The following is an 11,579-nucleotide window of genomic DNA, read 5'->3' as shown; positions in this document are numbered from 1 at the left end:
GAGCGTCTGCGCGGCGCGTTGGCGAGCCCCGCGCCGGATGATGAAGGCGTCTCGCGCGCACTTCTCGACGGCGAACAGGACGTCTGGCTTGCCAGCTGCGGCAACTTCTATTCCAGTCCCTTTACATCTGCCGGTACCGCGTGTCCCACGCCGTTCTGGGGGTGCCTAGATTGTCGCAACGCGGTCATCACCGCGCGCAAGCTTCCCGCCATCCTCGCGTTCCTCTCCTTCGTCGATGATCAGCGAGCCGGCCTGAGCGCGGCCGACTGGGCAGCCAAGTTCGGCCATGCCCGTGACCGGATTGTTCAGCAGATCCTGCCTGCCTTCGGCGACGACGTTGTGGCAAGGGCCCGGGTGCAGGTCGCGGCCGAACCTCCCACGGTCTATCTGCCGCCCGAGGCCCGCGCATGACCGCCCTCCAGGTTCTGGCGGAGGGCTGCGATGAACGTGATGCCCTCCCGGTGCTCCTGTCCGCACCGCTGCGCCCCGGCTTCGATCGCGCGCATATCTCGCGATACGGCGATCCGGTCTGGGATCTGGCTCCCGGCGTGTTTCGCGACAACGCCCGGCGCTGCCATATCACGGTACATTTTGACGGTATCGACGACCCATCCATCGCCGATGCCCTGCGCCAGATTCTCCATGCGCGGCTCAATGTCGATTTGCCCGGGCACCGTTCTCGGCTTGAGCCGGCGGGAGTGCGCGGCGAGGCCAACCGGACCTTGCGCTTTTTCGACTTCGTAAAGGCTCAGCTGGGTCGTTTCGATCTCGGCCGGGTCGATCAGGCCTTGGCCGATCGCTACGCCTGCTCTTTGCGCCTTGCCGGACAGCGTCCGGTTGCGGCGGCAGCGCTGCTGCGGATAATCTTCGACCTGCATGAGTTGCGGCACCATCTGCCGACTGCGTGCCTGTCCTTTGAGCCATGGCCCGGGCGCAGCCCGTTTTCGGTGGCGGGAGCAAAGCATATCGCCGGAGAGAACCGGACGCCGCGCATTCCGGAACCGATCATCACCCCGCTGCTCGCCTGGTCGCTGCGCTACGTGACCTGCTATGCAGATGACATCCTCGCCGCGCGGGCGGAACTCGATCGCCTCGAAGCAACGCGAGACCGTTTGGTTGCCGCTGAGGCGGGTCTTGATCATGCTGATCGACGGTCGCGGCAACGCAAACGCCTCAACACCTATATTGCCGCCTTGCGGCGACAACGGCGCGGGGTTCCGATCTGGACCACCCCACACAACGGCACAACGCGGACAGATCCGCAAAGCGGCGAAGTCACGCCGCCGATCAACTACCACCTGATTCACCTCCATGCCGGCATCGATGCGCAGGCCGAACCTGCCATGCACCTTGGCCTCACCACCGGCGCGCCGGACCTCATCGCCGCCGCCATTGCAGAACTCGGCACCGAGATCGGCGGGATGGATACGCCCATTTCGGCCGATCCCGATACCGGCCTGCCCTGGCGCACCCGCTTCGACGCCAAGGTCCTGGCTCTCGAAGAGGTCATGCTGCAGTCGGCAGCCTACGTCGTTTGTGCCTATCTCTCAGGCATGCGAGATAGCGAGATCCAGGCGATGAAGCGGGGATGCCTGTCCATCACCAGAGCAGAAGACGGTGCGATCTTGCGGCATCGCATCAAGTCCACCGCCTACAAGGGCAAGCGCGGGGGCGGCGAGGAGACCGAGTGGGTCACGATCGCGCCGGTCGCCGAAGCCATCGCCGTCCTCGAACGGCTTTCCGCGCGGGCGGGGCAAGCGCGCGGAACAACGACCTTGTGGCCGGTCCTCGCGCTTCGGGCCAACACCAAGACGCACATTTCTGCCGAGATCGTCCGGCAACTCAACCGGTATCGCGATCATCTCAACGACCGGTTCGGAACGGCGCAGGCACCGATCATCCCTGTCGGACCCAATGGCGCGCCCTGGCGCCTGACCACTCGCCAGTTTCGCCGGACCATCGCCTGGCACATCGCCAACCGGCCCTTTGGGACGATTGCCGGCATGATCCAGTACAAGCACGCCAGCGTTGCGGCGTTCGAAGGCTATGCCGGCAGCAGCCGGTCCGGATTTCGGGGAGAAATCGAAGCCCAACGCGCGCTTGGGCAGATCGACGATATCCTCGTCTACTTCGACGAGCGGCAGGGTGGTGCGCGTCTTGGCGGACCTGCCGCGAACAGGATCGGAGCCGCACTCGATACTGTTGGCCACGAGTTGGCGCCGCTACCCGCCATGATTGCCGACCGGCCACGCCTGCGCACGATGCTCGGCAGTCTCGCGCGGACATTGCATGTCGGCCCGCTGGCCGATTGCTTCTTTGATCCGGCAACGGCCCTTTGCCTCAACCGGATTTCGGAACCGGGTGCCACCGGACCAATGATCGCCATGTGCGAGCCGGTCCGCTGCCCCAACGCCTGTATTGTCGAACGGCATCGCCCGGCCTGGCAGCGCGGAGCTGACGAGGCGCGGCTTTTGCTGCGCGAGAAGCGGCTTCCAGAACCGCAGCGGGTAACGCTTCAGGCCGAGGTGGCAAGGATCGAGCGTCTCCTCGAGCAGATCGCGCCCGGTGCCGCCACACCTCATAGCGGCATGGCGGGAGAGGAAGAGGAGGCTGGTTTTCGGGTGACGGGCTGAAGGAGCGGAAGAGAGTTTCCCTCCGCCCGACGTGGAGACCGCCATGTTCCGATCCCACCCTGCGACGCCGCGAGCTGACGTCTATTCGCGCATCACCACCGAGATTGTCTCCGCCATCGAAGCAGGCGCAGGCGACTGGCGCATGCCCTGGCACCATGATGGCGCTGCCACGACGAGGCCGCAGAACGTCACCTCCCGCCGTCGCTATCGCGGTGTCAATGTGCTGGCGCTCTGGATTGCCGCTGAAGCTAGCAGCTATTCCAGTGGTCTTTGGGGGACCTATCGCCAGTGGGCAGCGCTCGGCGCACAGGTCCGCAAGGGGGAACGCGGAACCACCGTCGTGTTCTGGAAGCAGACCGCATCACGCGCCGACGATGATCATGACGACGGCGAAGCCGGCCCCGGCCGCATGTTCGCCCGGGCCTTCACCGTGTTCAACCTCGCACAGGTCGAGGGCTATGAACCCGCTCCTGTCGCGGTATTGCCCGAGAGCGAGCGGTTCGAGCACGCCGAAGCTTTCGTCGCGGCCCTCAAGATCCCGATCACCGAGGGCGCCTATGATGCGCACTACCGGATCGATCTCGATCACATCTTCATGCCAGCCTTTTCGACGTTCCGGGATGCATCGGCGCAGATGGGCACCCTTCTGCACGAAGCCGGCCACGCTACGGGCGCAAAGCACAGGCTCGACCGCAATTTTGCCGAGAGGTTCAAGCGCGACAGTCTGGCGATTGAGGAGATCTGCGCCGAACTGACAGCTTCGTTTGTGCTCGCCGACCTCGGGATCGCCCACCATCCGCGCGCCGATCATGCCGCATACGTGGCATCGTGGTTGCGCGTGCTGAAGGACGACCCTCGCGCCATCTTCACCGCCGCAAGCAAGGCACAGGCCGCAGCCGACTGGATGCACGCCCAGCAACCTCAGCCCGAGGAGCTGGCGGCATGACGTGCGTCCGGAAAATTGGCGGTGGAAGTCAGATTAGGGCTGGACTGTCAGGATATGTCGCGGAACTCTCAAGTGCGATGCTCGGGGCCGAACTCGGTCTGCCGGTGACACATCTCGACAGTCACGCGAGTTACATCGAGCATTGGCTGAAACTCCTGCGCGAAGACGACCGCGCAATTCTCACCGCTGCAGCCAAGGCCGAGGAAGCCTCCAGCCTGCTGCTGAAGCTCGGAGGGCGAACGATCGCAGATGTCGCCGATGAACCCGAAGACGTCGCACTCGCAGCCTGACGGAGGACACCATGGGCCGATCGGTCAGCTATCCCAGCGGCGCCATCGTCGCGTTCACCCTGCTTGAGGTCGATGACGAAGGGGACTGGGACTTCGAATATGAGTGGCTGCGCGCGGACCTCAGCGAGCGCGCTGCTAAAGCCTTTCCGTCGCTTGAAGCCTACGATGGCTGGCGTAGCCGTGAGGACCGGACCCTCCGGCGCAATGCGTTCGCCGACTTCGGGGTCTCGGTCTACGGCGGTCTCGTTGCCGTATGGGTCGTTGAACGCGATGACGAGGCCTATTGGGACGCTGACTGGCGTAGCGCCCGAAGCCCCCGGGCGCAGCATTGGATTCGCCAAATCGCGCCCCGCTTCGACGCGCTGTTCGGCGACTACGATTGCCTCGGACATATGTCGAACGGCGAGGGCGTTTACCGCAAGCGTGCCGCCTGAGACCGGGCCGGGTCGAGGCTTCGTCTGCATAGCGCCTTCCGATCCTGGCGGGACAGCGTGGCTCATGGCTCGCACCATGCGAGAGAGGCCCTGGGCCAGCCGGCGGCGCCCGCGCAACCCGGCTTGGCCAGGCCCGTGTTGACCGGTCCCTGCGGGACACGGCCTGCCCGCGCCAGCCTGTCCAAGCGGGTTTCCCTTCGGTGCGCGTGTCCGCCCAAAGCTGGCCCTGACGGGCTCTCGCTGGCGCAGCCAAGAGCGGTCCGCGTCAGCCTCACGCCAGTCAGGAGGACACGCCCATGCATGCCAGTTTTGCCGACCAGCTCGCCGGTCTCGATCTCGCCGGATTTTCGATCGGTCCCGCCCCGGTTTCGAGCAGTGATTTTCCGGTTCGCGAAGCCGTCGTTCAGACGCTCGAAGCGGTCTGGTCCGATCTCTTCGCGCTCGTTACCGGGACCGCGCTCGAGGCCGACGCCGAGGATCTTGGCTGGGCCTTCGTCAACTTGTTCCACCGCTCCGCCGAGCGCAAATCGACCGCGCTCGACCGCGCCACCGACGAAGTTCGGGCGCTTGTCGCAACCGCCGATGGCTCCGAAATCCACACCCACGAACTCGAAACCCAGGTCGAGCGTGCACAATGCGCCGAAGCCGCCATGCTGACGCTCGAAGAGATGCGAGAGATCGCGGCAAGCCTTTATCTCAACGAATTCGGCTCGTCCTGGAAGCCGGTGTCGAGTTCGCGCTTCAACCACGGCGCGATGCTGACCTCGGCGCTGGTCGAGGGGCGTGATTTCCTGCGCGCCCGGGCTGAGGCCAAGCGCCGCGCGGCGATGCCCGAGGGCACGCCGGTCGTGTTTGCCGGCGGACGCACCCGTCATCCCAGCGAAGCCGACGCACTCACCTTCGCCAACAATGTCTGGGCGACCCTCGATAAGGTTCGCGACCGCGTTCCCGACATGGTGCTGATCCATGGCGGCGACACCAAGGGCGTCGATCGCCTGGCGTCGAGCTGGGCCGAGCGGCGCAACATCCCTCAGGTGACCTTCTCACTCGACATGCGGCTTGGCGCCCGCGCGGGCTTCAAGCGCAATGAGCGCATGCTTTCGCTCGATCCGAGGTACGTCGTCGCCTTTCCGGGCAATGGCGTCCTCGAACGCCTGGTCATCGAAGCCAAGACGCGCCGCGTCACCGTCGTTGATCGCCGCGGTCCGCTCGGCACCAGCCCCAAGTCAGGAGCCCATTCGCCCAATTGAAGGCCGATTGGCCTTTGCGCCAGCGCCCCTGCGGCGCTGGCGTAGATGTTGAAGAGGGGAGGTGAGCCCTTGTGCTGGTGGATCATGCGGACGGCCGCACGACCGTACAGCACAGGAGGATTTCATGATCAGCCCAAGCATGGTGCTTGCCGAATTTACCGAGCAGCAGGCCGCCAATCGCGCCCGCGTCACCAGCGAAATCAACCGCCTCAAGCGCGCGGCGATCGCACCGCTGCGTCACCATGGCATTGCCTCGGTGGAAGTCGCCTTCGACGGATGCGGTGACAGCGGCGCTATCGAGGACATCGCTTGTCGGGACGCCAGCGACACCGCCGTCGACCTACCCGAAGAGTTCTCGGTTTGCGTCGAGGAAGACGGGGCCGAGCCGGTTCAGACGACCCTCAAGCAAGCGCTCGAGGACCTCGCCTACGCCGCGCTTGAACTCCATCATCCGGGCTGGGAAATCAACGACGGCGCGGGGGGCACGCTCGAGATCGATGTGACGGCCGAGACGTTCATGCTCGACTGCAAGCTGCGCTACACGGCGTACGACGACCACTACACCGAACTGTGAAGGAGGCCGTCATGGCGCATTGCTATTACCATGCTCTGTCCTCGGTCCGGAAATGGGGCGGCGCAGTTGAAGACTACCTCGCGCTTCATCAGTGGTTCGATCAGTCCAAGGCCATCTTCGCCGATCCCCGGCACCGTGCGCTGCGACACCACGCCGAGGGCATTTTCATGCTCGAAGCCCTCTTCGGGGCAACGATCGTCAATACCGACGGCCGGGTCGTTCCGGTGCGTCTTATCGGTGAACAGCACGTGCGCGAGGATCTGGGCTCGATCCCCTCCTTTGCCGACTGGGCTCGGCTCATCACCCCGCAGGGCTGGATGCTGCGCGGGCATCGACTGGACGAACCGGATCCGGTGATCGGCGAAGATCTTGCCGATGACGGCGCGGTCCCGTCAGGCAGTCCGACCAAGACGGGGCGATCGGTCCGCGTCGAAATATGAGCTCCCGCTAGGGGTGGAACGGGCCGCTTCGGCTTTGACCACGCGGGATTAAACAAGGGCTGGGTCAGTCCCATCAAGGTGTCCGGGACCAATCCGGCTCTGGGGCAAACCTGTCCTGAAGCACCCCCGTCGAGACGCGCAACCCTGATCAGGTCCGGCCGAGTTGCCGGGCTGCGCCCGGCTGCCCGCACCACCCGAACCAGATCCGGGTTTCCCTTCGGTGCGCTTCGCCGTGGGCCGCTTCTTCGTCGGGTTTGCAGCCGGGATGGACCCGGAATGCTCGACCAGGAGAAGACCCATGACCAATCTCGCTATCCTCGTTGGCCGCATCGCTCGCGACCCCGAAACCCGCACCACCCAGGGCGGAACCAGCATCACGTCGATCTCGGTGGTGACCGATCGGCCAGCCCGCAAGGACGGCAAGACCTACAAGGACGAGAACGGCTATACCGTCAAGGACAGCGAGTTCCATCGGGTCACCTGCTTCAATGGGCTCGGCCAGAACGTCGCCAAATACTGCACCAAGGGCCAGCTGGTGACGATCGAGGGCCGCATCCACTACACGCAGTGGGAGGACCAGAGCGGCAACAAGCGCTACGGCTGCGAGATCATCGCCGACAAGGTCGACTTCCTCACCAAGGGCGGCCGCTCGGGCAGCAACGAAGGTGCGCCCGAGATCGACGAGGACTGATCGTCATGCCCCACGATAAGGCTCCGGTGGCACAAGCCATCGGGGCCTTTTTTTGTGCTCGCCGGCGTTGGCGGCGGCGCGGGGCATCGAGCCCGCGCGCCGCCGCGGGTGACCGCCTACTTCGCCGCCAGACGCTTCAGGGTTTCATCGATGCCGAGCGCCATCGACGCCTGAACGACCCGCTTGAGTTGCGCCGGTTCGATCGTCTCGGCGCCGCATTCAACGAGCAACTTGCCGAGTTCGGTTGCGGCTTCATCGCGAAGCCGGACCTCCTGCGCGTCGAGTTCGAGACGCTGTTCGCGCAGCTTCTTGAGTGCATCCCGAGCACTCGGTTTGGACCTGGCCATCAGTGTTCCTTTCGGTGGCCGTGGGTCCCCTCCGCAGCCGATAATGTCAGGCGGCCAGAGTGTAGGAAATTGGTTTTTCCGCTGACCTTGTTCGTCCCTGCAGAGGTTGGAGGGGTCTCTCTCGCAGAAGTCCGATGGTGATGTAGGCTTTGGGGCCGCGTCAAGGACGACGGGGCCCCACCATTTTTCCGGGCAGGCCCGAAAAAATCGTGACCCCCATCGCCGCTTCGCGGCCGCGCATTCCGCGCGGTCCCTGACCCGGCCCGTCGCCCACATCCTCGCAGCTCCTGATGCGACGCATCAAACATCAGGAGGTAAGACATGTACGTTTCGATGAACATTGCCCACGGTGGTTTCCAGGCCGACCAGGTGGCCTTCGTTGCCGCGCTTGATCAGGCCCATGCCCGGTCCTTTCACAGCTACTTCACGCAGTACGTCCTGACCGATGACGAGGCAGGCTACATCGCGGTCGACGAGGGCGATTACGGCGCACTTCCGGCCGGGATGCTGGACCGGGTTATCGATACCATACCGAGCAAGCTGAGCGACGAAGCTTGAGCACCTTCGAAAGGAGGAAGTCCGCACCGGGCTTCCTCCTTTTCTTATGCTCGGCGCCCGGCGATGATCAGACCGTCTGGTCCTCGCGGTCCATTGCCTCGAGTCTTTCGGGCATGTCGAGCATCTTGATCGCCGCCGCCGAGATCGCCTCGGCCATCGTCGGGTAGGTCTCGGCCGAGCTGATCGAGACCCAGCCATCATAGCTGACGGTCGCCTGGAACCCGTTGCCCTTTGGTGTCGCGGACAAGGTCACGCTGGCCATTGTCGCTCTCCATGACGTTGGAAGTTGTCCGCGATCATACCCCGGATTCCGCATCTCGCCCAGTGTCGATCAGGCCAATCCTTCACGTGCAGGATGGCGCTTCCATTCCGCCGGAAGATCGTTCCTTGGGGATGCGGGATAGGTCGGATCAGCTTGCTGGTCCTACTCCAAAAGCGGGGAACAGGGGGCACACCGTACGCGACAGGTCGCCGTGGATTTTGCAGGCATATCACTGAAACTACGGTTATTTTTGCTCAAAATTGAAACGGGCAGCTTCTCAGTCAGATATGACTTGGCCCCTGCGCCTTACGTGGAAGTGACCGCATCTCCCGGCGCAACCCACGGAAACGCGCGCCTCTCTACGTTCTTGACATGTTCTTATGAATGACTTAGACCGTGCATTGCCTTTCGCAGTGCGCACCGGGCTCCTGACCACAAGGAGTCCGTGCATGACACGGCCAATCTGTCTCCAGGTTTACATCTCCAGCGAGCTCAGTTCGCTGATCCGCAAAGCCGCCAAAGCCAAGGGGATCAGCATGAGCGAATGGGTTCGCTCGCTGCTCGCCAATGCCTGCGCGGAGGAAGAACTCACCTCCCGTTTCAGCGCCACCGTCGAGCGCATTTCGCGTCAGTCTGTCTTCCTGATGGTCGGTGTGGATGCGCTCCTCGCGGGACATGCCGACCATGGTTTGCGCGAACGGGCGCACCAGGCCTACGCCCGCAAGTGCAAGGAGATCGGTGTGGCCGGGGCCACCGGTGAGGGAGGCGTCTCATGAAACGCAACCTCGTCAATTTCACCCGCGGCAGTCAGCTCCTAGGACACTTCAGCTTCATGTTCGCAGCCGGCCTCAAGGGGCCGTTGATCATCGCTGCCATCGTTATCGCATGGACCTCGTGGTGGACCCTTTCGACGGGTCTGACCGACCAGGAAGTCTATCTCGTCTGGATGCGGGCCTATGCCGCATTTTACGGCTTTATGGAGTTCGATCCGACCAAGAGGATCGCACTCGAAACGGCGTTTGGCGGATCCATTCAATTCCCCATCGCGATGCTCGACACCTTCCCGCCTGTGGTTCGCGCCTGGGAGCATATGCTCGATTTGCTTAGCGCCGCGCTTGTGCGATCGGCGCTGTTTCTCGTGCCCAGTTTCGCGTTGTTTTACTGGTTTGCCGCGCGGTTCGGCAGCCGCTCCAAGGAGCGCAAGCACGAGCGCGGCGCAATGCTTGTCACGCTTCCCGAACTCGTTGACGAATTGCGTGATCACAACCGGCGCGAGCGTGCCCGTGAATTGTCGGAAACGCTCGGGTGGAAATGGCGCCTGTGTACCCCGCGCGAACTGGCCCGGGCGTTTCCCTACCAGCCATCGCACCTCGCCACGGTCATCTATCCCTGGCGTCTCGAACAGAGCCACGCGATGCTCATCGGCACGACCGGAATGGGCAAGACCGTCGCCATGTCGGACATGCTGGCGGAGGCCCGGGCGAAATGGCAACGCTGCGTCGTCTTCGATCTCACCGGCGCGTACATCGAGCATTTTCACGAGGGCCATCGGGACACCATCCTCAATCCCCTCGACGCCCGCTGCCCGCAGTGGAGCCTGTTCGACGAATGCCGCACAGAGGGTGAGTTCTGGGCGGCTGCCGAAGCACTTGTCCCGCATGATGGCGGCGGGGAAGCACAGTTCTGGGTGATCGCTGCCCGTGCGCTGTTCGTCGAGTTCTGCCTGAAGCTGGTCGCCGAGGGCAGGGGTACGAACGAGGCGCTCGCGCGCGAATTGATGACTGCCGATCTGTCGCGCGTCCATGCCATGATGCGCGGCACGATCGCCGATCCGCTAACCGCGCCGGAAGCGGCCCGCATGGCGGAATCGATCCGTGCCGTGTTCAACGTGAACGCCAAGGCGCTGAAGCTCCTCCCGACTTCGGGGAGGCGCTTCTCGGTTCGCCAGTGGATCGAGAACGACGGTCACGACGCCGAGGGCAAGGGCTCGGTCGTGTTCATCTCGGCGCGCTATGTCGACATGAGTGTTTGCGCGCAGTTGCTCACGCTCTGGCTCGACATGGCGATGAACACGTTGATGACTGGCCCACGAACCCGGGACCTCAAGTGCTGGTTTTTCGTCGACGAGCTGGGAGCGCTGCACAGGCTTCCGGCGCTTGAGAAAGGGCTCCAGACCGTGCGCAATTTCGGCGGCGCGATCGTCCTGGGCCTGCACGCCTATGCCAAGCTCAAGGAGGTCTACGGCGAGAACATGGCGATGACCTTGTCGTCGCTGGCCCGCACCAAACTGATCCTCGGCACGGCCGACCGCGAGACGGCGACCTGGTGCTCGGATTTTATCGGCCACCGTCAGGTCCGGGACATGGAGGAGGGCTACACCTACGGCTACAACAACGCCCGAGATGCGGTCAGCCTGACGCCGCGCAAACATATCGAGCCGCTGCTCCTGCCCGATCAGCTGATGAACCTGTCCCGGCTTTCGGGGTACATCAAGTTCCCCGACGGCTTCCCGGCGGCTCCCATCAGGTTGAAGCCGATAAGTCGGCCGAGGTTGGCGGAGACCTTCATCGGGCGGGCCGAGGAGCGTCCTGTTGCCGCCTCGTCTCACCGGCAGAAGCCCCCCAGCTTTTCGCCCAATCCGTCGACCTCTACCGCTGCCGAGCATCCGTCTTCCAACGACGATGGGGCGGGCAAGCCGGTGGTGCCCAAACAGGGTGTTCTCGCGCTCGAGCCGGGCGCCAGCGACCTGACGCCGACGACACAGGAAGGCTTGAAGAAAGCCGATCGTGCGCGAGCGAATGATCCTACAGACAAGCCTTCCCGCGCCGCCCAACCGGGCGAGAAGACGAGGGGTGCGAAGGCGTCATCGGATGCCGCGCCAATCCCGATTGCGTCTCCCACGGGACTAGGATCTCGCAGCGATCGGACCACCGCCGAGAGCGATCCTGAAAGGGACGCGAGAGAAGCCGGCCGGCCGGATGCTCCACCGGCAAAGGCACCGGCAAGCCGGCCATCCGATTCCGACAAGGCGGCAGGTCGAACCGGTGAGCCCGAGGCCCGTCGGCTGATGGTCGAGGACGGATTGCCTGAGCGCGATACCCCGTCACGCGAAGGTCCCGATCTCGGCGATCTGGAACTGTGATGCGTGAGCTAG

14 protein-coding genes and 1 pseudogene are annotated in these 11,579 nt (G+C 64.1%); 12 read left to right on the top strand and 3 right to left on the bottom strand.

Going from position 1 to position 11,579, the window contains the following annotated elements:
* A pseudogene (locus tag HHL27_RS12005) lies at positions 1-411 on the top strand (hypothetical protein); the annotation flags it as partial.
* Here the strand turns inward: HHL27_RS12005 and HHL27_RS22800 are convergent.
* Positions 384-878, bottom strand: coding sequence for a hypothetical protein (locus tag HHL27_RS22800; RefSeq protein ID WP_338114888.1), 495 nt, complete (start codon positions 876-878; stop codon positions 384-386). The pseudogene HHL27_RS12005 and the gene HHL27_RS22800 overlap by 28 nt on opposite strands.
* 69 nt (positions 879-947) lie before the next feature.
* Between HHL27_RS22800 and HHL27_RS12000 the strand changes: the two genes are divergently transcribed.
* From HHL27_RS12000 to HHL27_RS11965, 8 genes are all read left to right on the top strand, one after another.
* On the top strand, positions 948-2,633 hold the full coding sequence (locus HHL27_RS12000) for a site-specific integrase (RefSeq protein ID WP_338114887.1): 1,686 nt from the start codon (positions 948-950) through the stop codon (positions 2,631-2,633).
* A 43-nt stretch (positions 2,634-2,676) separates the two neighbouring features.
* The gene (locus HHL27_RS11995) at positions 2,677-3,579 is read left to right on the top strand and encodes an ArdC family protein (RefSeq protein ID WP_066769817.1); all 903 of its coding nucleotides are present in this window, start codon (positions 2,677-2,679) and stop codon (positions 3,577-3,579) included.
* Positions 3,576-3,869 (top strand): zincin-like metallopeptidase domain-containing protein, encoded by a 294-nt coding sequence (locus HHL27_RS11990; protein ID WP_169493619.1) that lies wholly within the window; start codon positions 3,576-3,578, stop codon positions 3,867-3,869. Before HHL27_RS11995 ends, HHL27_RS11990 begins: the two co-directional genes overlap by 4 nt.
* Positions 3,870-3,880: 11 nt before the next feature.
* On the top strand, positions 3,881-4,303 hold the full coding sequence (locus HHL27_RS11985; RefSeq protein WP_169493618.1) for a hypothetical protein: 423 nt from the start codon (positions 3,881-3,883) through the stop codon (positions 4,301-4,303).
* A 296-nt stretch (positions 4,304-4,599) separates the two neighbouring features.
* A complete protein-coding gene (locus HHL27_RS11980) occupies positions 4,600-5,553 on the top strand; it encodes a DUF2493 domain-containing protein (protein ID WP_169493617.1) in 954 nt (317 codons plus the stop codon).
* 124 nt (positions 5,554-5,677) lie between these two features.
* Positions 5,678-6,127 carry a DUF6878 family protein gene (locus tag HHL27_RS11975; protein ID WP_169493616.1) on the top strand — a complete coding sequence of 150 codons (450 nt, stop codon included), beginning with the start codon at positions 5,678-5,680 and terminating at the stop codon, positions 6,125-6,127.
* Between the two features lie 11 nt (positions 6,128-6,138).
* The gene (locus HHL27_RS11970) at positions 6,139-6,567 is read left to right on the top strand and encodes a DUF6915 family protein (RefSeq protein ID WP_169493615.1); all 429 of its coding nucleotides are present in this window, start codon (positions 6,139-6,141) and stop codon (positions 6,565-6,567) included.
* A 298-nt stretch (positions 6,568-6,865) separates the two neighbouring features.
* Entirely contained in the window at positions 6,866-7,258 is a 393-nt protein-coding gene (locus HHL27_RS11965) for a single-stranded DNA-binding protein (protein WP_169493614.1), read from the top strand.
* Between the two features lie 116 nt (positions 7,259-7,374).
* Here the strand turns inward: HHL27_RS11965 and HHL27_RS11960 are convergent, their stop codons facing one another.
* Entirely contained in the window at positions 7,375-7,605 is a 231-nt protein-coding gene (locus HHL27_RS11960) for a DUF6437 family protein (RefSeq protein ID WP_100865750.1), read from the bottom strand.
* Between the two features lie 321 nt (positions 7,606-7,926).
* Between HHL27_RS11960 and HHL27_RS11955 the strand changes: the two genes are divergently transcribed.
* Positions 7,927-8,163, top strand: coding sequence for a hypothetical protein (locus tag HHL27_RS11955; RefSeq protein ID WP_169493613.1), 237 nt, complete (start codon positions 7,927-7,929; stop codon positions 8,161-8,163).
* Between the two features lie 67 nt (positions 8,164-8,230).
* Here the strand turns inward: HHL27_RS11955 and HHL27_RS11950 are convergent, their stop codons facing one another.
* Complete coding sequence (locus HHL27_RS11950; protein ID WP_169493612.1) at positions 8,231-8,425, bottom strand: hypothetical protein; 195 nt, start codon at positions 8,423-8,425, stop codon at positions 8,231-8,233.
* Between the two features lie 449 nt (positions 8,426-8,874).
* On the opposite strand from HHL27_RS11950, the gene HHL27_RS11945 reads away from it, so the two are divergent.
* Positions 8,875-9,201, top strand: a complete 327-nt coding sequence (locus tag HHL27_RS11945; protein ID WP_107968763.1) for a hypothetical protein — start codon at positions 8,875-8,877, stop codon at positions 9,199-9,201.
* A complete protein-coding gene (locus HHL27_RS11940; RefSeq protein WP_169493611.1) occupies positions 9,198-11,567 on the top strand; it encodes a type IV secretion system DNA-binding domain-containing protein in 2,370 nt (789 codons plus the stop codon). Before HHL27_RS11945 ends, HHL27_RS11940 begins: the two co-directional genes overlap by 4 nt.
* The last annotated feature ends 12 nt before the right edge of the window (positions 11,568-11,579 follow it).

The sequence above is a fragment of the Novosphingobium olei genome (genome assembly GCF_012927405.1).
Lineage (GTDB): Bacteria > Pseudomonadota > Alphaproteobacteria > Sphingomonadales > Sphingomonadaceae > Novosphingobium > Novosphingobium olei.
This window is presented reverse-complemented; position numbering and strand designations above follow the sequence as displayed.

Excerpts from the sequence above, each read along its gene's own strand:
- HHL27_RS22800 (WP_338114888.1), bottom strand. The coding sequence starts at position 878 with ATGCAGGTCGAAGATTATCCGCAGCAGCGCTGCCGCCGCAACCGGACG.
- HHL27_RS11995 (WP_066769817.1), top strand. The coding sequence starts at position 2,677 with ATGTTCCGATCCCACCCTGCGACGCCGCGAGCTGACGTCTATTCGCGC.
- HHL27_RS11945 (WP_107968763.1), top strand. The coding sequence starts at position 8,875 with ATGACACGGCCAATCTGTCTCCAGGTTTACATCTCCAGCGAGCTCAGT.
- HHL27_RS11975 (WP_169493616.1), top strand. The coding sequence starts at position 5,678 with ATGATCAGCCCAAGCATGGTGCTTGCCGAATTTACCGAGCAGCAGGCC.
- HHL27_RS11965 (WP_169493614.1), top strand. The coding sequence starts at position 6,866 with ATGACCAATCTCGCTATCCTCGTTGGCCGCATCGCTCGCGACCCCGAA.
- HHL27_RS11990 (WP_169493619.1), top strand. The coding sequence starts at position 3,576 with ATGACGTGCGTCCGGAAAATTGGCGGTGGAAGTCAGATTAGGGCTGGA.
- HHL27_RS11950 (WP_169493612.1), bottom strand. The coding sequence starts at position 8,425 with ATGGCCAGCGTGACCTTGTCCGCGACACCAAAGGGCAACGGGTTCCAG.
- HHL27_RS11980 (WP_169493617.1), top strand. The coding sequence starts at position 4,600 with ATGCATGCCAGTTTTGCCGACCAGCTCGCCGGTCTCGATCTCGCCGGA.
- HHL27_RS11970 (WP_169493615.1), top strand. The coding sequence starts at position 6,139 with ATGGCGCATTGCTATTACCATGCTCTGTCCTCGGTCCGGAAATGGGGC.
- HHL27_RS11960 (WP_100865750.1), bottom strand. The coding sequence starts at position 7,605 with ATGGCCAGGTCCAAACCGAGTGCTCGGGATGCACTCAAGAAGCTGCGC.
- HHL27_RS11940 (WP_169493611.1), top strand. The coding sequence starts at position 9,198 with ATGAAACGCAACCTCGTCAATTTCACCCGCGGCAGTCAGCTCCTAGGA.
- HHL27_RS11985 (WP_169493618.1), top strand. The coding sequence starts at position 3,881 with ATGGGCCGATCGGTCAGCTATCCCAGCGGCGCCATCGTCGCGTTCACC.
- HHL27_RS11955 (WP_169493613.1), top strand. The coding sequence starts at position 7,927 with ATGTACGTTTCGATGAACATTGCCCACGGTGGTTTCCAGGCCGACCAG.